The 26,994-nt window shown below is 62.6% G+C and carries 23 protein-coding genes; 7 read left to right on the top strand and 16 right to left on the bottom strand.

All coding sequences use genetic code 11. The features are described 5' to 3' along the window. Nucleotides 1-3 precede the first annotated feature (3 nt). From recJ to GGD40_RS20410, 4 genes are all read left to right on the top strand, one after another. Nucleotides 4-1,710, top strand: coding sequence for a single-stranded-DNA-specific exonuclease RecJ (gene recJ / locus GGD40_RS20425; RefSeq protein WP_179703841.1), 1,707 nt, complete (start codon nt 4-6; stop codon nt 1,708-1,710). Nucleotides 1,711-1,904: 194 nt separating this feature from the next. Then, a protein-coding gene (gene prfB, locus GGD40_RS20420; protein ID WP_179703840.1) for a peptide chain release factor 2 occupies nt 1,905-3,009 on the top strand; the annotation gives its coding sequence in 2 pieces (ribosomal slippage) (nt 1,905-1,985 and nt 1,987-3,009; 1,104 coding nt in all). A gap of 132 nt (nt 3,010-3,141) precedes the next feature. After that, entirely contained in the window at nt 3,142-4,668 is a 1,527-nt protein-coding gene (gene lysS / locus GGD40_RS20415) for a lysine--tRNA ligase (RefSeq protein WP_179744701.1), read from the top strand. A gap of 371 nt (nt 4,669-5,039) precedes the next feature. Further along, nucleotides 5,040-5,768, top strand: coding sequence for a glycine zipper 2TM domain-containing protein (locus GGD40_RS20410; RefSeq protein WP_179744700.1), 729 nt, complete (start codon nt 5,040-5,042; stop codon nt 5,766-5,768). Between the two features lie 104 nt (nt 5,769-5,872). Here GGD40_RS20410 and iscX read toward each other — a convergent pair whose 3' ends face one another. The 10 genes from iscX to GGD40_RS20360 form a co-directional block, all read right to left on the bottom strand. Next, nucleotides 5,873-6,070 carry a Fe-S cluster assembly protein IscX gene (gene iscX / locus GGD40_RS20405; protein ID WP_035546481.1) on the bottom strand — a complete coding sequence of 66 codons (198 nt, stop codon included), beginning with the start codon at nt 6,068-6,070 and terminating at the stop codon, nt 5,873-5,875. A 15-nt stretch (nt 6,071-6,085) separates the two neighbouring features. Then, nucleotides 6,086-6,427, bottom strand: coding sequence for an ISC system 2Fe-2S type ferredoxin (gene fdx, locus GGD40_RS20400; protein WP_035546484.1), 342 nt, complete (start codon nt 6,425-6,427; stop codon nt 6,086-6,088). Between the two features lie 152 nt (nt 6,428-6,579). Beyond that, the gene (gene hscA / locus GGD40_RS20395; protein WP_179744699.1) at nt 6,580-8,451 is read right to left on the bottom strand and encodes a Fe-S protein assembly chaperone HscA; all 1,872 of its coding nucleotides are present in this window, start codon (nt 8,449-8,451) and stop codon (nt 6,580-6,582) included. A gap of 163 nt (nt 8,452-8,614) precedes the next feature. Next, nucleotides 8,615-9,142 carry a Fe-S protein assembly co-chaperone HscB gene (hscB, locus tag GGD40_RS20390; protein WP_179703836.1) on the bottom strand — a complete coding sequence of 176 codons (528 nt, stop codon included), beginning with the start codon at nt 9,140-9,142 and terminating at the stop codon, nt 8,615-8,617. Nucleotides 9,143-9,302: 160 nt separating this feature from the next. After that, entirely contained in the window at nt 9,303-9,626 is a 324-nt protein-coding gene (iscA, locus tag GGD40_RS20385) for an iron-sulfur cluster assembly protein IscA (RefSeq protein ID WP_035546490.1), read from the bottom strand. 192 nt (nt 9,627-9,818) lie between these two features. Beyond that, a complete protein-coding gene (gene iscU / locus GGD40_RS20380; protein WP_035546491.1) occupies nt 9,819-10,232 on the bottom strand; it encodes a Fe-S cluster assembly scaffold IscU in 414 nt (137 codons plus the stop codon). Nucleotides 10,233-10,304: 72 nt separating this feature from the next. Beyond that, nucleotides 10,305-11,528: an IscS subfamily cysteine desulfurase gene (locus GGD40_RS20375; protein WP_179703835.1), complete on the bottom strand. Its 1,224-nt coding sequence runs from the start codon at nt 11,526-11,528 to the stop codon at nt 10,305-10,307. Nucleotides 11,529-11,614: 86 nt separating this feature from the next. Next, nucleotides 11,615-12,145 carry a Fe-S cluster assembly transcriptional regulator IscR gene (gene iscR / locus GGD40_RS20370; RefSeq protein WP_179703834.1) on the bottom strand — a complete coding sequence of 177 codons (531 nt, stop codon included), beginning with the start codon at nt 12,143-12,145 and terminating at the stop codon, nt 11,615-11,617. 153 nt (nt 12,146-12,298) lie between these two features. Continuing rightward, on the bottom strand, nt 12,299-12,796 hold the full coding sequence (locus GGD40_RS20365) for a low molecular weight protein-tyrosine-phosphatase (RefSeq protein WP_179744698.1): 498 nt from the start codon (nt 12,794-12,796) through the stop codon (nt 12,299-12,301). 185 nt (nt 12,797-12,981) lie between these two features. Next, the gene (locus tag GGD40_RS20360; RefSeq protein ID WP_179703832.1) at nt 12,982-13,221 is read right to left on the bottom strand and encodes a hypothetical protein; all 240 of its coding nucleotides are present in this window, start codon (nt 13,219-13,221) and stop codon (nt 12,982-12,984) included. A gap of 268 nt (nt 13,222-13,489) precedes the next feature. Between GGD40_RS20360 and GGD40_RS20355 the strand changes: the two genes are divergently transcribed. Then, nucleotides 13,490-14,020 carry a hypothetical protein gene (locus GGD40_RS20355; RefSeq protein WP_179744697.1) on the top strand — a complete coding sequence of 177 codons (531 nt, stop codon included), beginning with the start codon at nt 13,490-13,492 and terminating at the stop codon, nt 14,018-14,020. Nucleotides 14,021-14,074: 54 nt separating this feature from the next. Here the strand turns inward: GGD40_RS20355 and GGD40_RS20350 are convergent, their stop codons facing one another. Beyond that, nucleotides 14,075-15,490 (bottom strand): lactate utilization protein B, encoded by a 1,416-nt coding sequence (locus GGD40_RS20350; protein WP_179744696.1) that lies wholly within the window; start codon nt 15,488-15,490, stop codon nt 14,075-14,077. A 139-nt stretch (nt 15,491-15,629) separates the two neighbouring features. Continuing rightward, on the bottom strand, nt 15,630-16,352 hold the full coding sequence (locus GGD40_RS20345) for a (Fe-S)-binding protein (protein WP_179703829.1): 723 nt from the start codon (nt 16,350-16,352) through the stop codon (nt 15,630-15,632). A gap of 179 nt (nt 16,353-16,531) precedes the next feature. Between GGD40_RS20345 and GGD40_RS20340 the strand changes: the two genes are divergently transcribed. Then, nucleotides 16,532-17,338, top strand: a complete 807-nt coding sequence (locus GGD40_RS20340; RefSeq protein ID WP_179703828.1) for an IclR family transcriptional regulator — start codon at nt 16,532-16,534, stop codon at nt 17,336-17,338. 118 nt (nt 17,339-17,456) lie between these two features. On the opposite strand, the gene pbpG is transcribed toward GGD40_RS20340, so the two are convergent. Then, entirely contained in the window at nt 17,457-18,644 is a 1,188-nt protein-coding gene (gene pbpG, locus GGD40_RS20335; RefSeq protein WP_179744695.1) for a D-alanyl-D-alanine endopeptidase, read from the bottom strand. Between the two features lie 780 nt (nt 18,645-19,424). Here pbpG and GGD40_RS20330 point away from each other — a divergent pair. Then, nucleotides 19,425-19,997 (top strand): phasin family protein, encoded by a 573-nt coding sequence (locus GGD40_RS20330; protein ID WP_179703826.1) that lies wholly within the window; start codon nt 19,425-19,427, stop codon nt 19,995-19,997. 374 nt (nt 19,998-20,371) lie between these two features. Here the strand turns inward: GGD40_RS20330 and lpdA are convergent, their stop codons facing one another. The 3 genes from lpdA to aceE all read right to left on the bottom strand — a co-directional run bounded on the left by lpdA (nt 20,372) and on the right by aceE (nt 26,882). Then, complete coding sequence (gene lpdA, locus GGD40_RS20325; RefSeq protein ID WP_179744694.1) at nt 20,372-22,177, bottom strand: dihydrolipoyl dehydrogenase; 1,806 nt, start codon at nt 22,175-22,177, stop codon at nt 20,372-20,374. A gap of 266 nt (nt 22,178-22,443) precedes the next feature. Then, complete coding sequence (gene aceF, locus GGD40_RS20320) at nt 22,444-24,099, bottom strand: dihydrolipoyllysine-residue acetyltransferase (RefSeq protein WP_179744693.1); 1,656 nt, start codon at nt 24,097-24,099, stop codon at nt 22,444-22,446. 86 nt (nt 24,100-24,185) lie between these two features. Continuing rightward, a complete protein-coding gene (gene aceE / locus GGD40_RS20315) occupies nt 24,186-26,882 on the bottom strand; it encodes a pyruvate dehydrogenase (acetyl-transferring), homodimeric type (RefSeq protein ID WP_179703824.1) in 2,697 nt (898 codons plus the stop codon). Between the last annotated feature and the right edge of the window lie 112 nt (nt 26,883-26,994).

The following is a 26,994-nucleotide window of genomic DNA, read 5'->3' as shown; positions in this document are numbered from 1 at the left end:
CGAATGACTCGAATCGTTACGCGCGCCGGCTCCCCCGTCGACGCCGAAGTGCTCACCCGCCACGGCCTGCATCCGGTGCTCGCGCGTCTCTACGCAGCGCGCGGCGTGTGCATGCCGGATGAAATCGAAACCGGCCTTGCGCGGCTCGTACCGCCCGCCGGCCTCAAAGGCTGCGAAGACGCCGCCGCACTGCTCGCCGACGCGATCCAGCAGAAGCGCCGCATGCTGGTGGTCGCCGACTACGATTGCGACGGCGCCACCGCCTGCGCGGTCGCGGTGCGCGGCCTGCGCATGTTCGGCGGCCAGATCGACTATCTGGTGCCGAACCGCTTCGAATACGGCTACGGCCTGACGCCGGAGATCGTCGCGCTCGCCGCGCGCAACCCGTCGGGCAAACCGGAATTGCTGATCACGGTCGACAACGGCATCGCCAGCGTCGACGGCGTGGAAGCGGCCAACGCGCTCGGCATCGACGTACTGGTCACCGATCACCACCTGCCTGGCGACGAACTGCCGGCCGCCCGCGCGATCGTCAATCCGAACCAGCCGGGCTGCACCTTCCCGAGCAAATGCATTGCCGGGGTCGGCGTGATGTTTTACGTGCTGCTGGCGTTGCGCGCCGAATTGCGCCGTCGCGGCGCATTCGGCGACGACTTTCCGGAGCCGCGTCTGGACGGCCTGCTCGATCTGGTGGCGCTCGGCACGGTCGCCGACGTCGTCAAGCTCGACGGCAATAACCGCGTGCTGGTCGCTCAGGGCTTGCAGCGCATCCGCAAAGGCAAGATGCAGCCGGGCATTGCCGCGCTGTTTCGCGCCGCCGCGCGCGAGGCGCGCAGCGCGTCGGGCTTCGACCTCGGCTTCGCGCTCGGGCCGCGGCTGAATGCCGCGGGCCGGCTGTCGGACATGTCGCTCGGGATCGAATGCCTGACCACCGACGACATCGGCCGCGCGTGGGATCTCGCGCAACAACTCGACACGATGAACCGCGAGCGCCGCGAAATCGAAGCCGGCATGCAACAGCAGGCGCTTGAAGATCTCTCCGCGATCAACCCGGAAGGCGCGACCACCATCACGCTGTTCAATCCCAGTTGGCATCAGGGCGTGATCGGCATCGTCGCGGGCCGCCTGAAGGAGAAATTCCACCGGCCGTCGTTCACCTTCGCGCTCGCCGACGACAGCGGCCAGACCGTCAAGGGTTCGGGCCGCTCGATCGCGGGTTTCCATCTGCGCGACGCGCTCGATCTGATCTCGAAGCGCGAGCCGGGCCTGATCGCCAAATTCGGCGGCCACGCGATGGCCGCGGGCCTGACACTCGCCGCCGCCGACGTGCCGCGCTTCACCGCCGCGTTCGAGGCGGTCGGCCGCGAATGGCTGTCCGAAGAGGCGCTGTCGCGCACCGTGGAAACCGACGGCGAACTCGAAGACGCCTACTTCACGCCGCAATTCGTCGAAATGCTCGACGCCGCCGTGTGGGGCCAAGGCTTCCCGGCGCCGGTGTTTTCGGGCGAATTCGACATTGCGTCGCAGGCGCTGGTGAAGGACAAGCATCTGAAGCTGCAACTGGTGCGCGGCCGCCAGCGCTTCAACGCGATCTGGTTCAACCACACCGACACGCTGCCCGCGCGCACCACCGTCGCTTACCGGCTCGCCAGCGATACGTGGAACGGCGTGTCGCGCGTGCAACTGATCGTCGAGCACGCGGCGAGCTGAGGCCATTGAGCAAACTGAGCGGGTGCGCGGCAAGCTGACCGCGTCCGCCGGATCGGCTCCCGTGCGCTGCGCCCAAAGCGGCGAAATTCTCCGCAAAATCAACCCCAAACCCGCGCCGGATCGCTCAAGAGTGATCGGCGCGGCACGCCGATCGGCTATAATTTCCCCTTTTTACGAAGCTATAAAAGATCGACATGGAAGCGGAACGTCTCAACGCGATCGAAGCCTCTCTGGTAGACCTGCGCGCGCGCGCGGCCGACCTACGGGGGTATCTTTGACTACGACGACAAAGCACTGCGTCTAATCGAAGTCAACCGGGAACTCGAAGACCCGACCGTCTGGAACGACTCGAAACACGCCCAGGCCCTCGGCCGGGAAAAGAAGCTGCTCGACGACACGGTCAGCAAACTCACGGCGCTGCACGACGACCTGCGCGACGCGCTCGACCTGTTCGAGATGGCCCGTGAAGAAAGCGACGACGAAACGCTGATCGCCTGCGAAACCGACGCACAAGGCCTGGAGGCGCGCGTCGGCGACATGGAATTCCGTCGCATGTTCTCGCATCCGGCGGACCCGAACAACGCGTTCCTGGACATCCAGGCCGGCGCCGGCGGCACCGAGGCGTGCGACTGGGCCTCCATGCTGCTGCGCCAGTATCTGCGCTACTGCGAGCGCAAGGGCTTCAAGACCGAACTGCTGGAGCAGACCGACGGCGACGTCGCGGGCATCAAGAACGCAACGATCAAGATCGAAGGCGAATACGCGTACGGCTTCCTGCGCACCGAAACCGGCGTGCACCGCCTCGTGCGCAAGTCGCCGTTCGACTCGTCGGGCGGCCGTCATACGTCGTTCTCGTCGGTGTTCGTGTACCCGGAAATCGACGATTCGATCGAAGTGGACATCAACCCGGCCGATCTGCGCATCGACACGTACCGCGCGTCCGGCGCGGGCGGTCAGCACATCAACAAGACCGACTCCGCGGTGCGTATCACGCACATGCCGTCGGGCATCGTCGTGCAGTGTCAGAACGACCGTTCGCAGCACCGCAACCGCGCCGAAGCCATGGCCATGCTGAAATCGCGCCTGTACGAAGCGGAAATCCGCAAGCGTCAGGAAGAGCAGGACAAGCTCGAAGCCGGCAAAACCGACGTGGGCTGGGGTCATCAGATCCGTTCGTACGTGCTCGACAACAGCCGTATCAAGGATCTGCGCACCAACGTCGAAATCAGCAATACCAAGAGCGTGCTCGACGGCGACCTCGATCCGTTCATCAGCGCAAGCCTGAAACAGGGCGTTTAAGCGCGCACGGCGCGGCGCCTGGGTAATGCCCTGCACTGCCGCGCCGCCTCTTTTTACCGCCTGAGGTTTTTTACACTGACTGGCCACCCGCATGTGGGGCGTTCCCCGCGGGCCACCGAATACCAAATCATCATGACCGAAACGACCCAGCCGAGTGCGGCGCCCGAAGGCGACGACAACAAGATCATGACCGAGCGCCGCGAAAAGCTGCGCGAGTTGCGTGAGCAGGGCGTCGCCTATCCGAACGATTTCCGCCCGACCCACCACGCCGCCGATCTGCAAACGCAGTACGCCGAGACCGACAAGGAAACGCTCGAAGCGAATCCGCTCGAAGTCGCCATCGCCGGCCGCATGATGCTCAAGCGCGTGATGGGCAAGGCCAGCTTTGCGACCGTGCGCGACGGCTCGGGTCCGATCCAGTTCTTCATCACGCCGGCCGACGTCGGTCAGGAAACGTACGACGCGTTCAAGAAGTGGGACATGGGCGACATCGTCGCCGCGCGCGGCGTGCTGTTCCGCACCAACAAGGGCGAGCTGTCGGTGCGCTGCACTGAACTGCGCCTGCTGTCGAAGTCGCTGCGTCCGCTGCCGGACAAGTTCCACGGTCTCGCCGACCAGGAAATGAAATACCGTCAGCGCTACGTCGACCTGATCGTCACGCCGGAAACGCGCGCCACGTTCGTCGCGCGCACCAAGGCGATTTCGTCGATCCGCAAGTTCATGTCCGACGCCGACTTCATGGAAGTCGAAACGCCGATGCTGCACCCGATTCCGGGCGGCGCCGCGGCCAAGCCGTTCACTACGCACCACAACGCGCTGGATATGCAGATGTTCCTGCGCATCGCGCCGGAGCTGTATCTGAAGCGCCTCGTGGTCGGCGGCTTCGAGCGCGTGTTCGAGATCAACCGTAACTTCCGCAATGAGGGCGTCTCCGTGCGCCACAATCCGGAATTCACGATGATCGAGTTCTACGCGGCGTACACCGATTACAAGTGGCTGATGGATTTCGTCGAGCAACTGATCCGTCAGGCGGCGATCGACTCGCTCGGCACTGCCACGATCAACTATCAGGGTCGCGAACTGGATCTGGCCAAGCCGTTCCATCGCCTCACGATCACCCAGGCAATCCAGAAGTACGCACCGCAATACACGAACGAACAACTGGCCGACAGCGACTTCTTGCGCACCGAACTGAAGAAGTTCGGCGTGGACGCGTCGAAGCCGCAGTTCCTGAACGCGGGCGTCGGCTCGCTGCAACTGGCGCTGTTCGAAGAAACCGCCGAGTCGCAATTGTGGGAGCCGACCTACATCATCGACTATCCGGTCGAAGTATCGCCGCTGGCGCGCGCGTCGGACGCGGCGCCGGGCATCACCGAGCGTTTCGAGCTGTTTATCACCGGCCGTGAAATCGCCAACGGCTTCTCGGAGCTGAACGATCCGGAAGATCAGGCCGCCCGCTTCAAGAAGCAGGTCGACCAGAAAGACGCCGGCGACGAAGAAGCCATGTTCTACGACGCGGACTACATTCGCGCGCTGGAATACGGCATGCCGCCGGCCGGCGGTTGCGGGATCGGCATCGACCGTCTGGTGATGATGCTGACCGACAGCCCGAGCATCCGCGATGTGATTCTGTTCCCGCATCTGCGTCGCGAAGACTGATCGTCGCGCGCCTTGGTGCGCCGATGTTTGCGTCTGATATGCACCAAAGAAACGCCCGGTCAATGCCGGGCGTTTTTTATGCCGCAACGGAAAGTTCGCGGAAAATTCGCGGAAAACCCGCTGAAAGCGGCTGCCGCAGCGGCTGACGGTTTGTAACCGTCGGTAAAAGCTGCGCGTAGCGCGCTATGCGCGCCGCCCTGCCGAGCCCCGCAAACGCCGAAGAATCAAGGCGCCTGGCAGCCGGCGCGCGCCTTTGACGCGGTTTGGGTACGATGATTGCGTGTAGTTCGTTACAAATTGAAACCCTGCCGGAATCGATTTGCCCGACACTGCGTCTCAATAACAGTCGACTCTGCAAGACGGAGGCCAATATGGACAACCCGAACCAAACCACGCAATCACGTCGTATTCACCCGCTCGTCGCTACTGCGGCGGGCGCCATCATCATCGCGAGTCTGGCCGCCACGGCGGCCGTCACGGGCCTGTTCCCGAAGGCGTCGAGCAACGGCGCGCAGAACGACCAGACTCAGGCCGCACAGGTCACGACCCAGCCGGGCGTGGTCGATTCGGCGGCGCCGGCTAACCCGTCGGCGCAACAACAGCAGCAAGCACAACAGGCTCAACAAGCGCAGCAGTCCGCGCAGGCTCAGCAGCCGGCGCCAAGCGCGCCTGTGCCCTCGCCCGCACAGCAGCAACAATATGCTCAACAACAGCAAGGCCAAGCCGCGCCGCAATACACGCAGCAGCAACCGGCACAACCGGCCTACTGCTCAAGCTGCGGCACAGTGGTCGCGATTTCGGCGGTGCGTCAGGAAGGTCACGGCACGGGTATCGGCGCGGTCGGCGGCGCAGTGGCCGGCGGCCTGGTCGGCAATCAGTTCGGCGCCGGGAACGGTCGCGCCGCGATGACGGTGCTCGGCGCACTCGGCGGCGGTTTCGCGGGTAACTCGGTCGAAAAGCACATCCGCAGTACGACCGCGTATTCAGTGCGCGTGCATATGGAAAGCGGCAAGACCCGCTACTTCACGTACCACGAAGCGCCGCCGTTCCAGCAAGGCCAACGCGTACGGATCGAGAACGGCACGCTGGTGGCAAGCTAGCCGCAGACGGCCTGAGCTTTTTTTAGGCTTTCCGGCACGCGTAAAAAAGGCGATCCCAAATGGAATCGCCTTTTTCTGTTTACCGCCAGTAGGGTGAAACGCGATCAATAATCCGCGTCTTCAATCCATGCAGCCTGAATCGCCTCGAGGATCTTTTCGTTCGACCGGTCAGGATCGTCGTCGAATCCTTCCAGCTCCATGACCCAGCGGTGCAAATCGGTGAAGCGCACCTGCTGCGGATCGATGTCCTGGTGCTTGTCAGTCAGGGCCATCGCGATGTCTTGCGTATCGGTCCACTTCATGGCTGCCACCTCCTGTTAGTGGTTTTCCTTTGCGTGATTGATCGAGTAGCGCGGGATCTCGACGACCAGATCCTGCTCGGCCGGCATCATCGCCTGGCACGACAGACGCGAGGCCGGTTCGAGCCCCCACGCCTTGTCCAGCAGATCGTCCTCGTCTTCCTCGGACGGCGTCAAGGCGGCGAAACCCTCACGCACGATCACGTGGCAGGTCGTGCAGGCGCACGACTTCTCGCACGCGTGCTCGATTTCAATGCCGTGTTCGAGCAGGTTGTCGCAAATGCTCTTGCCGGGCACGGCATCGATCACCGCGCCTTCCGGGCACAGTTCGACGTGAGGCAGCACAACGATTTGAGGCATACATTTTCCGTTTGGGTCTGAGGCACGGCGGCGGCCAGCAGGCTCCGCGCCATTTTACTGGCGTCGCGCGGAGTTTTTAAGTCCGCGCGACGCGCTTCGGTTGTGACGTGCGCATGCCGGCGGCTTGCAGGCCGGCCGGCATGCGCGTTGTTTCAGATCTCGTCGAGCTTGCGACCGGCCAGCGCGCGGCGAATGCCCTTGTTCATGCGGCGCGCGGCGAATTCGTCGGTGCCTTCGGCGAGCGTCTTGGTGGCGGCTTCGATCGCGTCGGCGTCGTCGCTGCCGGCGATGCCGCGCAGCGCGGCAAGCAACGCGTCGAGCTCGGCGCGCTCGCTGTCGTCGAGCAACTCGGCGTCGGCGGCGAGCGCCGCGTCGGTCGCTTCGACCAGACGGCGCGCTTCGACCTGCGCCTCGCGCAGCGCACGGGCGCGCATGTCGACTTCGGCGGTCGAGAAGCTCTCTTCGAGCATTCTGGCGACGTCGTCGTCGGCGAGACCGTAGGACGGCTTGACCACCACCGACGCTTCCACGCCCGAGCCCTGCTCACGCGCGAACACGGACAGCAGACCGTCCGCGTCCACCTGATACGTGACGCGAATCCGCGCCGCGCCGGCCGCCATCGGCGGAATGCCGCGCAGCTCGAAGCGCGCGAGCGAACGGCAGTCGCTGACGAGCTCGCGCTCGCCTTGCACGACGTGGATCGCCATCGCCGTCTGGCCGTCCTTGAAGGTCGTGAAATCCTGCGCGCGCGCGACCGGAATCGTCGAGTTACGCGGAATGATCTTCTCGGTCAAGCCGCCCATGGTCTCGACGCCGAGCGACAGCGGAATCACGTCGAGCAGCAGCCAGTCGTCGCCGTCCGCGCCGCGGTTGCCCGCCAGCAGGTCGGCCTGGATCGCCGCGCCGAGCGCGACGACCTGATCCGGGTCGAGATTGGTGAGCGGCGGCTGGCCGAACAGCGACTCGACCGCACGGCGAACCACCGGCATGCGCGTCGCGCCGCCGACCAGCACCACGCCGTTGATCTCTTTAGTGGTGACTTTGGCGTCGCGCAGCGCTTTCTTCGTCGGACCGAGCGTGCGTTGCACCAGCGCCTGGGTGATCGACTCGAAAGTGGCCTCGTCGATCGTCAGATCGAGGCGGGTGCCGTTCGAGAGCGTTACCGCGAGGGTTGCATAGGACGCGCTCGACAACGCCTCCTTGGTCACGCGTACGCTGTCCAGCAGCAGACGCACGTCTTCGGGTGCGAGCGTTTGCGGTGCGATGCCCGCCTGCTCCAGCACGTGGCGATACAGCGCGTGGTCGAAATCGTCGCCGCCGAGCGCGGAATCGCCGCCGGCCGCCAGCACTTCGAACACGCCCTTCGTGAGCTTGAGGATCGACAGATCGAAGGTGCCGCCGCCGAGGTCGTACACCGCGAACAGGCCTTCGGAACCGTTGTCGAGGCCGTAGGCGATCGCGGCCGCGGTCGGCTCGTTCAGCAGACGCAGCACGTTCAGGCCGGCCAGACGCGCGGCGTCTTTGGTGGCCTGGCGTTGCGCTTCGTCGAAGTAAGCCGGTACTGTGATGACCGCGCCGACCAGTTCGTCGCCGAGCGTGTCTTCGGCGCGCTGACGCAGCGTGGCGAGAATTTCCGCCGACACTTCGACCGGGCTCTTCACACCGTCGACGGTGCGGATCTGCACCATGCCGGGGGCGTCGACGAAATCGTACGGCGCGTTTTCGGCGCCTTCCACTTCCGCCTTGCCACGGCCCATGAAGCGCTTGACCGACACGATCGTGTTGCGCGGATCGGTTGCCGCTTCGGCCTTGGCCGTGCGGCCGATCCGGCGGCCGCCCTTTTCCAGGTAGCGCACCACCGACGGCAGCAGCGCGTGGCCGTCTTCGTCGGGCAGCACGTCGGGCACGCCGCTACGCACGGCGGCAACGAGGGAATTGGTGGTGCCGAGATCGATACCGACCGCCAGACGCCGCTGATGGGGCGCCGGCGCCATGCCGGGTTCGGAGATTTGCAGTAGGGCCATCTGGATCTTCTCGGGGCCGTTTCGCCCCGTCCTGAATTTTCGCGTTGCTGGATGTAGTGCTACGACTGCGTGTGTGTCTCGGCGGGGGTAGGCAATATTTCTGCGCACTATTTCTGCGCGGCGCCGGAGCGCCCTGCCGCTTTCCCGCTTGCCGCCTGCGCGGCTAGTTCTCGAGCCGCTCGATCTGCGTGCCGATTTCCGACGCCACCCGCTCGATGAACATCAACTGCCGCACCGCCTCGCCCGCCGCCTGATTCGCGCCGCTGTCGAGCAACGCGCCGAGCTTGCTGAAGCGCACGCGCTCTTCGTCGCGCAGTTCGGTGAGCAACGCGTCGAGCGCGTCGACGTTCTTCGCCGCGGCGGCGTCTTCAATGCCTTCGCGCCATTCCATCTGCTGCATCAGGAACGCGGGCTCCATCGCCGTATTGTTCTCCGCGCCGACGTCGACGTCGCGCAGCGACAGCAGATAAGTGGCGCGCTTCAACGGATCGCGCAGCGTCTGGTACGCCTCATTCGTGCGCGTCGCCCATTGCATCGCGATACGCTTTTGCGCGTCGCCGGCCGCCGCGAAACGGTCCGGATGCACTTGCGCCTGCACCGTGCGGTACGCATGGTCCAGCGCCGCGGCGTCGAGCGCGAATTGCGCCGGAAGATCGAACAGGTCGAAGTGGCTGTCGTTCAGCGAGACCATCGGATAGAAGGAGTCCGTTCAGGAAAACGCACCGTGGTGCAGTCTAAAAACGCGGCTCGAAAGAGCAGCAAGAGGCGGTCGGCCCAGAGCGAATGCGCGGATCAAACTAAAAAGGCGGCACGCGCCGCCTTTGGTCCGCTGCACGCGGCAATGCCCGGATTTACACCCGGAACGACTCGCCGCAGCCGCATTCGTCCTTCACGTTCGGATTGTTGAACTTGAAGCCTTCGTTCAACCCTTCGCGCGCGAAGTCGAGTTCCGTACCGTCGATATAAGCCAGGCTCTTCGGGTCGACAATGATCTTCACGCCGTTGCAGTCGAACACTTCGTCTTCGGGCGCGAGTTCGTCCACGTACTCGAGCTTGTAGGCCAAGCCGGAGCAACCGGTGGTGCGCACGCCCACGCGCAGGCCGACGCCTTTACCGCGGCGGATCAAATACTTCTGGACGTGCTGTGCTGCCTTTTCGGTCAACGTAATTGCCATAGCGTTTCTCATTGCGCGGCGCCTGTCTGTCTGCTTGCGCGGACGTTTAGCCGCCCATGTGGCAGTTCAGGCGCTGCGACCCTGCCTGCATCAAATATCGCTCATACCGGACGGCGCGTTCCACCTGCGCCGCCCGCTTCGATTCACTCAGGCGCGACTCAGGCGTGAAACCCGGCTCGCGCCGCAACCGCGTTAAGCGTGTTGCTTGTCGCCGGCGACGACTGCTTCGCCATGACGCTGCTTGTAGTCGGCGACCGCTGCCTTGATCGCGTCTTCCGCGAGGATCGAACAGTGGATCTTGACCGGCGGCAGCGCCAGTTCTTCGGCGATCTGCGTGTTCTTGATCGACATTGCCTGGTCGAGCGTCTTGCCCTTCACCCATTCGGTGACGAGCGAGCTCGACGCGATGGCCGAACCGCAGCCGTATGTCTTGAACTTCGCGTCTTCGATGATGCCGTCCGCGCCCACGCGGATCTGCAGCTTCATCACGTCGCCGCAAGCCGGCGCACCGACCATGCCGGTGCCGACCGCGTCGTCGTCTTTCGCGAAGGAACCGACGTTGCGCGGGTTTTCGTAATGGTCCAGCACCTTTTCGCTATAAGCCATGATGACACTCCTTGATCCGTTTCAACCTGCAATTTGCAATTCGATAAATTCGATGTCGTCCAACACGGCGCGTCAGTGCGCTGCCCACTGGATGGTCGAAATATCGATCCCGTCTTTGTGCATTTCCCACAGCGGCGACAGATCGCGCAGCTTCGAAATCTTGGTCTTCAGCAGGTTGATCACGTAATCGACGTCCTGCTCGGTCGTGAAGCGGCCCACCGTGAAGCGGATCGAGCTGTGCGCGAGTTCGTCGTTGCGACCCAGCGCGCGCAGCACGTACGACGGTTCCAGCGAAGCCGACGTGCACGCCGAACCCGACGACACCGCCACATCTTTCACCGCCATGATCAGCGATTCGCCTTCGACGAAATTGAAGCTGATGTTCAGGTTGTGCGGCACACGCTGTTCCATGTCGCCGTTCACATACGTTTCTTCCATTTCCGCCAGACCGCGCAGCAGCCGATCGCGCAGCATGCGGATGCGTTCGTTTTCGGTCGCCATTTCTTCATGCGCGATCCGGAACGCTTCGCCCATGCCGACGATCTGGTGCGTGGCCAGCGTGCCCGAACGCATACCGCGCTCGTGGCCGCCGCCGTGCATTTGCGCTTCGATGCGGATACGCGGCTTGCGACGCACGTACAGCGCGCCGATGCCCTTCGGACCGTAGGTCTTGTGCGCCGAGAACGACATCAGGTCGACCTTCAGCTTTTGCAGATCGATCTCGATCTTGCCGGTGGCTTGCGCCGCGTCGACGTGAAAAATGATGCCCTTTTCACGGGTGATCTCGCCGATCGCCTCGATGTCCTGGATCACGCCGATTTCGTTGTTCACCGACATGACCGACACCAGAATCGTGTCCGGGCGGATCGCCGCCTTCAGCTTGTCGAGGTCGATCAGACCGTCGTCCTTCACATCCAGATACGTCACTTCGAAGCCTTCGCGCTCGAGTTCGCGGCAGGTGTCGAGCACGGCCTTGTGCTCGGTCTTCACCGTGATGACGTGCTTGCCCTTGCTCTTGTAGAAGTGCGCGGCGCCCTTGATGGCCAGGTTGTCCGACTCCGTCGCGCCCGAGGTCCAGATGATTTCGCGCGGATCGGCGTTCACCAGCTTCGCAACGTTCTCACGCGCTTCTTCGACTGCGCGCTCCGCGTCCCAGCCATACGAGTGGCTACGCGAGGCAGGGTTGCCGAACTGCTCGCGCAGGTACGGAATCATCTTGTCCACCACGCGCGGATCGATCGGTGTCGTCGCGCTGTAGTCCATGTAGATGGGCAGATGGAGAGAGTCGTTATTCATCAATTGCTCCGGGGACGTCATATGCTCTGGCTTCTTGGGTTCTGTTATCTCGCTGCGGTGCTTCGCTCTGCTGCAAGCACCGCGCGTTACGAACCGGCCATGTTGAAAACTGAGTTGGGCCCTTTCGGCGCCACGCGCACCGGCTCGACCACTTGCGCTTCGTTGCGCCGGTCGCGCAACACCGTCGGCGCGCCTTCGCGCGAACGCTGCTGGTCGACCAGGTCTTTGAGCGACACCGAATCCAGGTACTCGACCATTTTCTGATTCAGCGTGGACCACAGTTCATGCGTCATGCAGTGGCCGTCGTGCTGCTTGGTGCCCTCGCACGAGCCCTTGCCGCCGCACTGGGTGGCGTCGAGCGGCTCGTCGACCGCGATGATGATGTCGGCCACGGTCACGTCTTCAGCGCGGCGGGCCAGATTGTAGCCGCCGCCCGGTCCGCGCACGGACTCGACGATTTCATGACGACGCAGCTTGCCAAACAGCTGCTCGAGGTACGACAGGGAGATGTGTTGGCGCTGGCTGATACCAGCAAGCGTCACCGGGCCCTGCTCCTGGCGCAGTGCCAGGTCAATCATCGCCGTGACGGCGAAACGGCCTTTCGTGGTGAGTCTCATAGGGTGTGGGGACCGCAATTCTCGACAAGTTTGGTCAAGTATAAATACATGAGCAATTTAGTCAAGTATCCCTACTGTGATTTGGGTCATTTGCTTAATTGCTGGATACGCCTGGACGCCATGTCTGGCGCCTCGGCGCGGGAACTACCTGAACTACGTGAGCAACTGGGGACGCAACGCAGCGATCAGCCCACGGCACGCGGCTTCACATTGGTCCAGCACCTGCTCGAAACCTTCCGCACCGCCGAAATACGGATCGGCGACCTCGCGGGCGCCGCCCCAGCGCATATCCGCGTCCGGCACGAATTCCATCAACAGGCGGATCTTCTCGCGGTACGCGGGCGCGCTGACCTGGCGGAGCGCCGTGACGTTTTTGTCGTCCATCGCGATCAGCAGGTCGAAATGCTCGAAATCCGCGGCGGCGATCTGGCGGCCGCGCAATGCAGCCAGTTCGTAACCTCGCCGGCCGGCGGCCTGCTGCGCGCGCTCGTCCGGCGCCTGGCCGATGTGCCAGTCGCCCGTGCCGGCCGAATCGATCAGGATGCGCTCCGTGAGCCTCGCCTCGTCGACCAGACGCCGCATCACGCCCTCCGCCGTCGGCGAACGACAGATGTTCCCGAGGCAGACGAAGCAGATGGACACGGTTTTCATCAGAGGTTTTCAGGCGCTTTAGGGCGCGGTAGTGAACGCGTGGAACGGCCGCTGGAAAACGGTGGCGCGATTATACAAAGCAGAGAGAAATCTTGCCGGAGGCGGCTCAGTCGCGGCAGCCCCGGCTGGTGGGTCGATGCGAGCGCATCCGCGCCTCGCCGACAGTGACGCGGCTGGCTTTGTGCTTACGACGCTTCGGCCAGCGGCATCGCAGTGACCGCGCGCAGCGGTTTTGCCGGCGGCGTCGAAGTGTCGTCGATCATGCCGTAAGAGACGGCGCGCGCGAGTTCAGCGGTCAACTGGTCGGCCGCGAGCGGCGCCTGCTTCGCGCGAGACGCGGCGTCGCCGCAAATATGCAAATAAGCTGCCACAGCGAGGGTTGCGACGAGGGCGAGGGGCCAGTACACCGATATTGTCTTTTTCATGATGTCGTTTCTTCCGATTAGGGGCGGATGAGCTTGTGACTCACTATGCCCAGTCGAAATCCTATAGGAATTCGCAATCGGGAAAAACCCAGCCAATCGAGATACAGCGTTGCTTCAGATGGAACAGTGCATTGACGCGATCGCCGCACGCCGGCATGACACAAGGCGCGGAGCCCAAAAAATCCCTTACAAACACATACAAAGCTTTGGCGACGACTAGCGATAATGGTGGTCTTACAAACATGACAACCTTGCGCCGGCTCATCACATGAAACGCATTGCTCCACTCATCGGACTCGCGGCCGCGGCCTTGCTCAGCGGCTGCGCGGTCTATCCGGACGGCACGCCGATGGTCGGCAACGGCTACAGCGGTTACGACGGCTACGCGCCCGGCGTGCCGGTCGTGCCGCAAAGCAACGTCTATCTTGGCTATGGCAGTTATTCGGGGCCGGGATACTACGACGGGCCAGGACGTTACTACGGGCCGGGGCCGGGTTATCGCGGCTATCCGGGAGACCGGGGCGATTGGCCGAATAACGGTAATCGCGGTCAGGGTGGCGGCTGGCATGGCCAACCCAATGGCAGCGGGCAAGGCGGACCGCCGCCACGGGGCGCGGTGGGCGGCCCGGGTGGGCCAAGCGGTTCAAGCGGGCCACGACCCGGTGCCGGCGGGCCGCCGCCGTCACCACCACCACAAGCGGGCAACGGCGGTGGACGAGGTAACGGAGGTGGCGGCGGCAACCAGAGCCGGCCTCGTGGCGACGAAGGCCGAAACCCGTCCGGGATGACGAATCATTGAGGTAAGAGACGGCGAAAGTGGCCGGGCCGGCAACGAGTGCAGGCCTGCCCCGCCTCACCCAATATGACTGCGCTGCGCCGCGTACAACTCCCTGAACGTACGCCCCACCGGCGCCGGCATATCGCGTGTATTGGTCCAGCCGGCGCCGCCCAACGGCAGCTTCGCGATCGAACGATTTCTACCGCCCATCCGCTCCAGCACCCGCACGGCCAGCTTGGTGAAAAGCGCATAAGCGTCCGGATGCAGCGCCAGAAAACCCCACACCGCCAGCCCCGCCCGCTCCTTCCACGGCCGCAGCCGCCGCTCGACCTGTTTCTCGCGCAATTTGCGCAGCAGGTCCGACAACGGAATGCCCACCGGACACACGCTATTGCACTCGCCGCATAACGTCGCGGCCTGCGGCAAATCGAGCGCCTTGTCGATGCCCACGTAACTCGGCGTCAACACCGAGCCCATCGGACCGGGATAGACCCAGCCGTACGCGTGTCCGCCTACCTTCTGATAAACCGGACAATGGTTCATACACGCGCCGCAGCGAATACAGCGCAGCATCTCCTGAAAGTCGCCGCCGATCAGCCCCGTGCGGCCACCGTCCACCAGCACCACATACATGTGCTCGGGGCCGTCCTGGTCGCCTTCGCCGCGCGGTCCGGTCAGCACGGAAAAATAGTTCGACGTAGCCTGCCCGGTCGCGGAGCGCGGCAACAGACGCATCGCCGTCGCCAGATCTTCGAGCGTCGGCAACACTTTCTCGATACCCGTGACGGCAACGTGCACGCGCGGCATCACCGTGCACATGCCTTCGTTGCCCTCGTTCGTGACGAGCGCGACCGAGCCGGTTTCCGCCACCACGAAGTTGCCGCCCGTCACGCCCATGTCCGCCGTCATGAAATGTGGACGCAGCACCTCGCGCGCTTCCCGCGTCATGTCGGTGACTTCAGTCAGACGCGGCCGGCCGTGTGTCTTCGCGAACAGGTCGGCGATCTCGTCCTTATCCTTATGGACGACCGGCGCGATGATGTGGCTCGGCGGCTCGTTGCCGTTGATCTGCAGGATGTACTCGCCGAGATCGGTTTCGATCGACTCCACGCCCATCTGGCCGAGCACTTCGTTCAGGCGCATTTCCTCGGTGACCATCGACTTCGTCTTGATCACCTTCTTTACGTCATGCCGGCGCGCAATATCGCCGACGAGCCGCGCGGCCTCCTGCGTCGTCTCGGCAAACAGCACCGTCACGCCGCGCCGGCTGGCCTCGCGCTCGAACGTTTCGAGCCATACGTCGAGGTTCTCCAGCGCGCGGTCACGGCGCTCCTTGAGCGCGGCGCGCGTAGCCGGAAAGTCGATCGCGTTCATGGCCGTGGCGCGTGCCGAGACGAACTTGGTCGACAGCTTGGTCAGGTTCTGCTGCAGACGCTGGTCGGCGAGTTTTTGCCCCGCGCGCGCCTTGAATTGCATCGATTGAACTTGCATGGCCGCCTTATGCGTAAGCGAATCAGAACGCGAATCGGAACGCGCACACCGACGCGCGCGAAACGAAGTGCATGAAAAGAATGATGCGAAACGACGCAGTGCGCAGCGCGGTCGATCACGCGCTACGCCGCCGGCGCCTTTACACGTCGCCGGCCAACACCTGCGCGATGTGCAGCACCCGCGTCGTGGAATCGCCGGTGCGCCGCAGACGGCCTTCTATATTGAGCATGCAGCCGAGGTCGCCGAGCACCACCGTGCCCGCGCCGCTCGCGCTGATATTCGCGCATTTTTCGTCGACGATCGCCGTGGAAATATCGCCGTACTTGACCGCGAACGTGCCGCCGAAGCCGCAGCAGTGCTCGCAATCCTTCATTTCCGTCACGGCCACGCCCACCTGCTCCAACAGCGCGCGCGGCTGGGCCTTGACGCCGAGTTCGCGCAGGCCGGAACAGGAATCGTGATAAGTCACCTGGCCCGCGAACTCGCCCGGCTGCAACTGCACCTTGGCGACGTTGACGAGGAAATCCGTGAGCTCGAACACCTTGGCGCGCAACCGGCCGAAGCGGTTCATCATCTCGGGGTCGTCGGCGAAGAGGTCGCCGTAGTGTGCGCGGATCATGCCGCCGCACGAGCCGGACGGCACGACGACATAGTCGAACTGCTCGAACTCGCGCAGCGTTTTTTCGGCCAGGTCGCGCGCGATACGCCGTTCCCCCGAGTTGTACGCCGGCTGCCCGCAGCAGGTTTGCGCGGGCGGCACGATCACCTCGAAACCGGCGCCTTCGATCAGCTTGATCACTGAAAAACCGATTTCGGGCCGCATCAGGTCGATCAGGCAGGTGACGAACAATCCGACTCGCATGAGCCCTCCTTCGGGAAAACGTGCCTGATTATCCGCTGTTTGGCGGACAATACCAACGGCCGGAAGCCATAAGACGAATGACGCGTTAAATTGGAATAGGTTTTCCAGCCGCGTTCGCTTTTTTCACAATACGAGATACAATCAATTTCCGCTGTTTGACGCGTCAACCGATTCCTCCCATGAGCGACACGAACCCGGATCCCAAAACTTCGATCCAGGTGATCGAACGCATGATGCGCTTGCTCGACGCCCTCGCCGCGCACAGCGACCCGGTCAGCCTGAAACAACTCGCCATCCGTACGGAACTGCATCCGTCCACCGCGCACCGCATCCTGAACGATATGGTGATGTGCCGGCTGGTCGACCGCTCGGACCCCGGCACGTACCGTCTCGGCATGCGCCTGCTCGAATTGGGCAATCTGGTGAAGGCGCGGCTATCGGTGCGCGACGCAGCGCTCACGCCGATGCGCGAACTGCATCGCCAGACGGGACAAACGGTGAATCTGTCGGTGCGCCAGGGCGACGAGATCGTGTACATCGAGCGCGCCTATTCCGAGCGCTCGGGCATGCAGGTGGTGCGGGCGATCGGCGGACGGGCGCCGCTGCATCTGACCTCAGTCGGCAAACTGTTCCTCGCCGCCGACGAATCGACCCGCGTGCGCGCTTACGCCACACGCACCGGTCTGTCGGGCCACACGCAGAACAGCATCACGGATCTGACGAAACTCGAACGTGAACTCTCGATCGTGCGCCAGCAAGCCTCCGCGCGCGACAACGAAGAACTGGAACTGGGCGTGCGCTGTATCGCGGCCGGCATTTACGACGACACCGGCAAGCTGGTCGCCGGGCTGTCGCTGTCCGCGCCGGCGGATCGTCTGCAGGATTCATGGCTCGGCCAGCTCAGCCAGACCGCGCTGCTGATTTCCGCGTCGCTCGGGTATCGGCCGCAGATCCCGCAGGACCATTCGCACGGCCATCACGCGTGAGTCTTCGGTAACTCGCTCGCGCCGAAACGCAGGATAGAATAAAGCCTCGCAGCACATGCATGCTGCGAGGCTTTTTTATGGCGCGGCCGGCTCACGAAGAACCGACCACTGAACCGCTTCAGGTGCCCGGACCGCCGGCATCCGCGCTGGTAATACGCGCCTGATCGCCGCCGTTGTCCAGCCACGTGCGCAGACGCGTCGCGTCCGCGAAACGCGAGTACTTACCCGACGAGTCGAGCAGCACCATGATCATCGGACGGCCGTGAATGGTCGCCTGCATCACCAGACACTCGCCTGCTTCGTTGATGAAGCCGGTCTTCTGCAGACCGATGTCCCACGTCGGGTTACGCACCAGTGCATTGGTGCTGTTGTACGCCAGTGAACGCTTGCCGGTGTACACCTCGTAGCTGTGATCGGTCGAGAACTTGCGGATCAGCGGATATTGATACGCCGCGTTGACCATCTTCACGAGGTCGCGCGCGCTCGACACGTTCTGGCTCGTCAAACCCGTGGGGTTTTCAAAGTGGGTGTCGGTCATGCCGAGTTGCTTGGCCTTCGCGTTCATTGCCGCGAGGAAGGCCGGGCGGCCGCCCGGGAAATAACGCGACAACGCGGCGGCGGCACGGTTTTCCGACGCCATCAGCGCGATATGCAGCATGTCTTCACGCGACAGCACCGAGCCCACCGACAGACGCGAGCCGGTGTTCTTCTCGTAGTCGCGGTCTTCGTCGGTGACTTCGATCTGGTCGGTCATCGGCTCTTTCGAATCGAGCACGACCATCGACGTCATCAGCTTGGTGATCGACGCGATCGGCACCACGGCGCGCGAGTTCTTGTCGAACAGCGACTCGCCGGAATTCTGATCGATTACGTACGCGACGCTCGAGCGCAGCATCAGCGCGTCCGGCGTTTCGTGCAGACCAAATGCCTGGCCGACGGTCGGCTGACGCGGTTCGTACGCGACGCGGCGCACCACCGTATGACGGCGGCCATTCGACGTGTACGTCACGCGCTTGCGCTTGACGCTCGCGCGGAGCGCGTCGTCGTCCGCGGCGACGGCCTTCACGGCCGCGCCTTTACCGGCCTTGGCCGACTTGCTCGCCACCTTGGCGGTAGCGGCGGCCGGCTTCTTGGCGGTTTTAGCGTGTTTGGTAATTTTTGCTGGTGCTGCGGCGGGTGTGGCGGCAAAAGCGCTCACGGGCGTGGCGAACGCCGCTGCGATGACCATGGAGGCGGCCACCGACAGAGCGGTGCTGCGGGCCGCGCCGTGGATCACTTTTAGCGACGAAAACATGTCGGTTTTCATGGGTGTTCGGTAGGGAGCGGCGAGAGGTTTCCGCAAGTGTAGTAAAACAACGAAAAATTAGCAATTTTAAGCACTTATACGCGCTCCTTAAACCGGCTTGTAAGCTCCGATCGCGAAAACACAAATAAGTGCCACCGGTCGATCGAAAAAAACAATCGCTACCGGGCATCGCCCCGTCGTCGCCGCCATGCACTCGAATCGAGATGATTCTTCCAGCATAACGGCAATATCGAGACAACCTTGATCAGGGGAAATACGGTCAGAGCACAGGCGGGTGACGCATTGCCCGTGCAATGAAACGTCGCTGGGGTCTCGCTGAAGCGCTGTTAAACGCCTGCTGGAAACCGCCAACGCGCATTCGACACGCATAGCGCATTAACGTTCCGTGACAGTTTCCGGTTTACATCGAATTGTTATTTGACGATTTTTTGTCACAGATCAGATGTTACCGCCTCGCACCATTCTTCGCTTCCGGATAGTCAAAACACCTCATGGGATCGGTAACAAATGCGGATCTATCGCGCACCAGCGCGGTGCGACAGTCAATTTAACTTGCGTCATACGATCGTCATGCTGTCCGCATAAGGCATTGTTTTATCAACACTTTCTTAATATTGTGCGGCGCACAAAAAGGGCTTGACATTCGCCGCAGCCATCCTAAAATGGGAACCATTGCTGCGATGCACAATACATCGCGGTTCGGGGGGACGAGCTTCAAGGCGTCTCGCCACTTACCCAAAGCGGTCCGCACAGACAGACCGCAATCCAGGAGCGTAAACCATGACTCTGCTGACCCCTGAGCAATTCGCTGCAGCCCAGAAAGCCAACTTTGAAACGCTGTTCGGCCTGACGACCAAGGCATTTGAAGGCGTCGAAAAGCTGGTTGAGCTGAACCTGCAAGTCGTGAAGTCGACGATTGCGGAAAGTCAGGAAAATGCCCAACGCGCGCTGTCGGTCAAAGACGGCCAGGAACTGTTGGCACTGCAAGCTAGCCTCGCGCAACCGGTTGCTGAAAAGGCGCTGTCGTACGGCCGTCACGTGTATGAAATCGTCTCGGCAACGCAAGGTGAATTCACCCGCGTCGCTGAAGCGCAATTCGAAGAGCAAAACCGCAAGGTTCAGGCGCTCGTCGAGAACGTTGCGAAGAACGCACCGGCTGGTTCGGAAACGGCTGTCGCCGTGATCAAGTCGGCGATCACCGCCGCTAACACGACGTACGAAACGGTTCACAAGGCGACGAAGCAAGCTGTTGAAATCGCCGAAAGCAACTTCAATGCAGCCGCAACGGCCGCTTCGAAGGCAGCTTCGCAAGCCGCTGCACAAGCATCGCGCTCGGCCAAGAAGACGGTCTAAGTTTCAGGCAGCACTCGTTTCAGACAGCATTCGTAGCACTACACGCCGGCCCCCGCTCTTTCGCGGCGCCGGCGTTATCTTAAGCAACAGCGTCGCGCCGTTGCCGCTCACACGGTGTTAACTGGCTGGACGCTCCGATACGTTGAACGACGTATCGTTTGCCCGGCGAATGGCCGGGATTTTTTTTGGCGCTTGGCCTGGCGTTCAGCGTAGAACGGTGTCACGGCGGTTGAACGGCAACGCGGTACCGGTGTGTGACTGGTAGTGAGTACGTGCTCAAAAGAAAACGGCGCGCCCTTTGCGGGGCGCGCCGTTTTTTCATTGGCTTGAGCTTTATCGAGCTCGCCTGCATGACGCAGGCGAACCGAACCGCCTTACTTCTTTTTCACCGGCGGCAGGTCGGTACAGACGCCTTCGTACAACTCGGCGGCCATGCCGACCGATTCGCCGAGTGTCGGATGCGGGTGAATCGTTTTACCGATATCCGTTGCATCCGCTCCCATTTCGATCGCGAGACAGACTTCGCTGATCAGGTCGCCCGCATTCAGACCGACGATACCGCCGCCGATCACGCGATGCGTTTCCTCGTCGAACAGCAGCTTCGTGAAGCCTTCGTCGCGGCCGTTGGCGATTGCGCGGCCAGACGCGGCCCACGGGAACACCGCCTTGCCGAACTTGATGCCGGCGGCCTTCAACTGGTCTTCCGTCTTGCCGGCCCAAGCGACTTCCGGATCGGTGTAGGCCACCGACGGAATCTGCAGCGCATCGAAGTACGCCTTTTCGCCGTGAGCGACTTCGGCGGCGACGTGACCTTCGTGCACGGCTTTGTGCGCGAGCATCGGCTGACCGACGATATCGCCGATTGCGAAGATATGCGGCACGTTGGTGCGCATCTGCTTGTCGACGTCGATAAAGCCGCGATCCGTCACGGCGACGCCGGCCTTATCCGCGCCGATCTTCTTGCCGTTCGGCGTACGGCCGACGGCGACCAGCACGAGGTCGTAGCGTTGCGCTTCGGCCGGGGCTTTTTCGCCTTCGAACGACACGTAGATGCCGTCGTCTTTCGCTTCCGCCGCGGTGGTTTTGGTCTTCAGCATGACGTTGGCGAAACGCTTGCTGTTGTACTTTTCCCAGACCTTGACCAGATCGCGATCCGCGCCGGCCATCAGACCGTCGAGCATTTCGACCACGTCGATTTTCGCGCCGAGGGTCGCGTACACCGTGGCCATTTCCAGCCCGATGATGCCGCCGCCGATCACCAGCATGCGTTGCGGAATCTGGCGCAATTCGAGCGCCCCGGTCGAGTCGATCACACGCGGATCTTCCGGAATGAACGGCAGCTTCACCGCTTCCGAGCCCGCGGCGATGATCGCCTGCTTGAACTTGACGACTTTCTTGCCCGCTTCCGTCTGCACTTCCATGTGATTCGGATCGACGAACGCGCCGTTGCCCGTCACGACTTCGACCTTACGCGCCTTGGCCATGCCGGCGAGACCGCCGGTGAGCTTCTTGACGACGCCCGACTTGAAGTCACGCAGCTTGTCGAGATCGATCTGCGGCTTGGCGAACGTGATACCGTGCGCGCCGAGCGCTTCGGCCTCGTCCATGACGAGCGCTGTGTGCAACAGCGCTTTCGACGGAATACAGCCGACATTCAGACAGACGCCACCGAGCGTCGAATAACGCTCGACGAGCACCGTCTTCATACCCAGATCGGCCGAGCGGAACGCCGCCGAATAACCACCGGGGCCTGAACCGAGCACGAGCATGTCGCATTCGATATCGGCGCTACCGGAGAAGCTCCCTGCTTGCGGAGCGGGCGCAGCGGCCTTCGGTGCAGCGGCAGCTTGCGCTGCTTGCGGCTTCGCTTCGGCTTGAGCGGGTGCCTTCTCGGGTTCTTTCGCGGGAGCCTTAGGTGCATCTTTCGCGGGCGCCGCATCGGCGGAGGATTCAACCAAAGCGATCACGGTACCTTGTGAGACTTTGTCACCGGCTTTGACGCGAACTTCCTTGACGGTGCCGGCGGTATCGCTGGGCACTTCGATGGAGGCTTTATCGGACTCGAGGGTCATGAGAGCTTGTTCGTTCTCGATGACATCGCCCGGTTTGATATTGACTTCGATGACATCGACGTCTTTGAAGTCACCGATATCCGGCACTTTAACTTCGACGAGACTCATAGTGTCCCCTTCTCTTATTGATCGGTGATGAGGAAAGAACCCAAGAAAAAGCAGCCTAAAAGCTAGCAACGCCGAGGACAGAATCAGCCTTTGCTGTCCGCCCAAGGACGCGCCTTTCTTTTGCCTACTTTTCTTTGGAAGACAAAGAAAAGTAGGTGCCGCCCCGCACAGGGGCGACGCTAATAGACCGCCGTGAAATCAGGTTCTACAGAGGGACGCGGATAACAGACAACAACACCCCGCGCCCCACACACAACATCACCCAATCAAAGAATCACACGCCGAAAATCGGCAAGAATCGCACCCAGATACGCATTAAACCGAGCCGCGGCAGCACCATCAATAACCCGATGGTCATACGACAAAGAAAGCGGCAAGACCAGACGCGGAACGAACTGTTTCCCATCCCAAACCGGCTTCATCGCGCCACGCGACAACCCGAGAATGGCGACTTCAGGCGCATTGATAATCGGCGTGAAGTTGGTGCCACCGATCCCGCCCAGCGACGAAATCGAGAAACACCCACCTTGCATCTGATCCGGCTTCAACTTGCCGTCACGAGCGGCCTTGGACAGCTCGGTCATTTCCTTGGCGATCTCGACCAGACCCTTCTTGTCGGCATCACGAATAACAGGAACGACCAACCCATTCGGCGTATCAGCAGCAAATCCGATATGGAAGTACTGCTTGAACACCAGGTTATCGCCGTCGAGGCTGGCATTGAACGTCGGGAACTGCTTCAAAGCGGAGACGACCGCCTTGATGACGAAAGCCAGCATCGTGATCTTGACGCCCGACTTTTCGTTTTCCTTGTTCAACTGCACGCGCAGCGCTTCGAGCTCGGTGATATCCGCTTCGTCATTGTTCGTGACGTGCGGAATCATGACCCAGTTGCGATGCAGGTTCGCGCCCGAGATCTTCTTGATACGCGACAGCGGCTTCGGATCGACCGGACCGAACTTCGTGAAGTCGACCTTCGGCCACGGCAGCAGATTCAGCTCGCCGCCACCTGCGGCAGCCGGTGCAGCAGCACCCGCCGGCGCAGCACGCTGACCGGTCATCACACCCTTGATGAACGCGGTGACGTCGGCTTGCGTAATACGACCCTTCGGACCCGTGCCTTGCACCTGCGCGACGTCCACGCCGAGCTCGCGCGAGAACTTGCGCACCGACGGCGACGCGTGGCTCGCGTGACGCGAACCTTCGCCAGCCTGAATCACCGGTGCCTGAGCCAGCGCCGACGGTTGCGCCGGTGCGGGCGACGGCGTGGCCGGCGCGTCGGACGGCTTCTCGACGGCCTGCTTCGGCGCGGGCGCCGCAGCCGGGGCAGCCGCGCCGCCGTCGGCTTCGACCACCACGATCACCGAGCCTTCCGACACGTTGTCACCGACCTTGACCTTCACTTCCTTGACGACGCCGGCGACCGAGCTCGGCACGTCCATGGTCGCCTTATCGGATTCGAGCGTCACCAGCGACTGCTCTTTCTCGACGCGATCGCCGACCTTCACCGAGACTTCGATCACGGGAATGTCTTTGTAGTCGCCGATATCCGGGACCTTCACATCCTGCAGACCGCCACCGCTTGCAGCAGGCGCGGCGGCCGGCGCAGGCGCAGCAGCCGGTGCGGGCGCCGGAGCCGGCGCAGCAGCCGGTGCCGGTGCCGGAGCCGCCGCACCACCTTCAGCCGCTTCCAGCACGACGATCAACACGCCTTCCGACACGTTGTCGCCGACCTTGACCTTCACTTCCTTGACGACGCCGGCGGCCGAGCTCGGCACGTCCATGGTCGCTTTATCGGATTCCAGCGTAACGAGCGATTGCTCTTTCTCGACGGTATCACCCGCCTTCACCAGCACCTCGATCACAGGAATGTCCTTGTAATCGCCGATGTCCGGCACCTTGACTTCGATCGCTTGACTCATTGTTAGTGTCTCCTGGGCCGCGCACGCAGCCTGCCCCTGGCAATCAGGAGCAGGCGCGCACGCCGTGGCACACGGGGAAGGATGCCTTAGACGGTCATCGGGTTGGGTTTGGCGGGATCAAGGTTGTACTTCTTGAGCGCCTCGGCGACGACCTTGCGTTCGATCGTGCCTTCATCTGCCAGTGCATTCAACGCGGCAACCGTGACCCAGTAGCGGTCGACTTCGAAGAAGTGACGCAGCTTTTCACGCGTGTCCGAACGGCCGTAGCCGTCCGTGCCCAGCACGACGAATTTCTGCGGCACGAACGCGCGGATCTGCTCGGTCAGCGCGCGCACGTAGTCGGTCGATGCGATGACCGGGCCTTGTGCGTCCTTGAGCAGCTTCTCGACGTGCGAGAGCTTCTTTTCTTCGTTCGGGTGCAGCAGGTTGTAGCGCTGCACTTCGTGGCCTTCGCGCGCGAGTTCGGTGAAGCTCGGCACGCTCCACAGGTCGGCGGCGACGCCCCAGTCGTTCTTCAGCAGGGTGGCGGCGGCGATCACTTCATTGAAGATCGTGCCTGCGCCCATCAGCTGAACGCGCGGCGCCTTCGCATCGGCTTCCGCCTTGCTGAACGCGTACATGCCCTTGATGATGTCGGCCGCTACAGCGTCGCCCTGCGGAATCGCCGGGTGCTCGTAGTTTTCGTTCATCACCGTGATGTAGTAGTACACGTCTTCCTGATCCGCGACCATGCGTTGCAGGCCGTCCTGCACGATGACGGCGAGTTCGTAACCGAACGTCGGGTCATAGCTGATGCAGTTCGGCACCGAAGCGGCCCACAGCAGCGAGTGGCCGTCTTCGTGTTGCAGACCTTCGCCGTTCAGCGTCGTACGGCCCGCCGTGCCACCCAGCAGGAAGCCGCGCGAACGCATGTCGCCCGCGGCCCAGCACAGGTCGCCGATACGCTGGAAGCCGAACATCGAGTAGAAGATGTAGAACGGGATCATGGTCTCGCCGTGCGTCGAGTACGACGTCGCGGCAGCGATCCAGTCCGCCATACCACCGGCTTCGTTGATGCCTTCCTGCAGAATCTGACCGGTTTCCGACTCGCGGTAGAACATCAGCTGGTCGGAATCTTCCGGCACGTACTTCTGGCCGTCCTGATTCCAGATACCGATCTGGCGGAACAGACCTTCCATACCGAAGGTACGCGACTCGTCCGGCACGATCGGCACGATGCGCTTGCCGAGGGCCTTGTCCTTCAGCAGGATGTTCAGGATCCGCACGAACGCCATCGTCGTGGAGATCTCGCGGCCTTCGCCCGTGCCCTTGAGCAGCGGCTCGAATGCGGTCAGTGCCGGCACCGGCAGCGACTCCGCCTTCTGACGGCGCGCCGGCAGATAACCGCCCAGGTCCTGGCGGCGAGCGCGCATGTACTCGAGTTCCTTCGAACCTTCTTCGAACTTGAGGTACGGCACGTTGACGAGGTCTTCGTCGGTGATCGGCAGACGGAACTGATCGCGGAATTTCTTCAGCTGATCGACATGCAGCTTCTTCTGCTGGTGGGTGATGTTCATCGCCTGGCCAGCTTCGCCCATGCCGTAGCCCTTGATCGTCTTCGCGAGAATGACGGTCGGCTGGCCTTGCGAATTCGACGCTTCGGTGAACGCCGCGTAGATCTTGTGCGGATCGTGGCCGCCGCGGTTCAGGTTCCAGATGTCCTCGTCGGACCATTCGGCGACCAGCGCCTTCAGTTCCGGCGTGTTGAAGAAGTGTTCGCGCACATACGCGCCCGACTCCGACTTGTACGTCTGGTATTCGCCGTCGACGACGTCCATCATGCGGCGCATCAGCGCGCCCGACTTGTCGCGTTGGAACAGCGCATCCCAGCGGCTGCCCCACACCACCTTGATGACGTTCCAGCCGGCGCCGCGGAATTCGCTTTCGAGTTCCTGGATGATCTTGCCGTTACCGCGCACCGGGCCATCGAGGCGCTGCAGGTTACAGTTGATCACGAACACCAGGTTGTCGAGGCGTTCGCGGCCGGCCATGCCGATCGCGCCGAGCGATTCCGGTTCGTCCGTTTCGCCGTCGCCGAGGAAGGCCCAGACCTTGCGGCCCGTGGTCTTCGCGATACCGCGCGCGTGCATGTACTTCATGAAGCGCGCCTGGTAGATCGCCATGATCGGGCCGAGGCCCATCGACACGGTCGGGAACTGCCAGAAGTCAGGCATCAGCCACGGATGCGGGTACGACGAGATGCCCTCGCCGCCCACTTCCTGACGGAAGTTGTCGAGCTGGTTTTCGGTCAAACGGCCGAGCAGGAAGGCGCGCGAGTACACACCCGGCGACGAATGGCCCTGCACGAAAATCAGGTCGCCGCCATGTTCGGGCGACGGAGCGTGCCAGAAATGGTTGTAGCCGACGTCGTACAAAGTGGCTGCCGACGCGAACGAAGCGATGTGGCCGCCGACGTTGGTGTCCTTGCCGGCGCGCAGCACCATGGCAATGGCGTTCCAACGGGTGTACGAACGGATACGGTGCTCGATGTCCTGGTCGCCGGGAATCTTCGCCTGGCGCGCAACCGGAATCGTGTTGATGTACGGGGTATTAGCCGAGAACGGCAGATGTTCGCCATGCACGCGGGCGAATTCGATCTGTTTCTCGATCAGGTAGTGGGCGCGATCGGGGCCCACAGCAGAAATCACGCCATCCAGCGCTTCCAGCCATTCGCCGGTTTCCTGGGGATCGTCGTCTTTTTCGGCAGCGACATATTTCATGACTTCGTCGGGTACAGCGGACATGCTCGTCTCCTGGATTTAGAGGAACGCTCTTTGAACAGACGACGCGGACGAAGCACGGCCGCGGCAGCTTCGGCCGATTGTAAAAGGGGTCCCGACGTCCGCGCAACAATTT

The sequence above is a fragment of the Paraburkholderia bryophila genome (genome assembly GCF_013409255.1).
Lineage (GTDB): Bacteria > Pseudomonadota > Gammaproteobacteria > Burkholderiales > Burkholderiaceae > Paraburkholderia.
The sequence above is the reverse complement of the archived record's forward strand: the minus strand, read 5'-3'. Positions and strand labels throughout refer to the sequence as shown.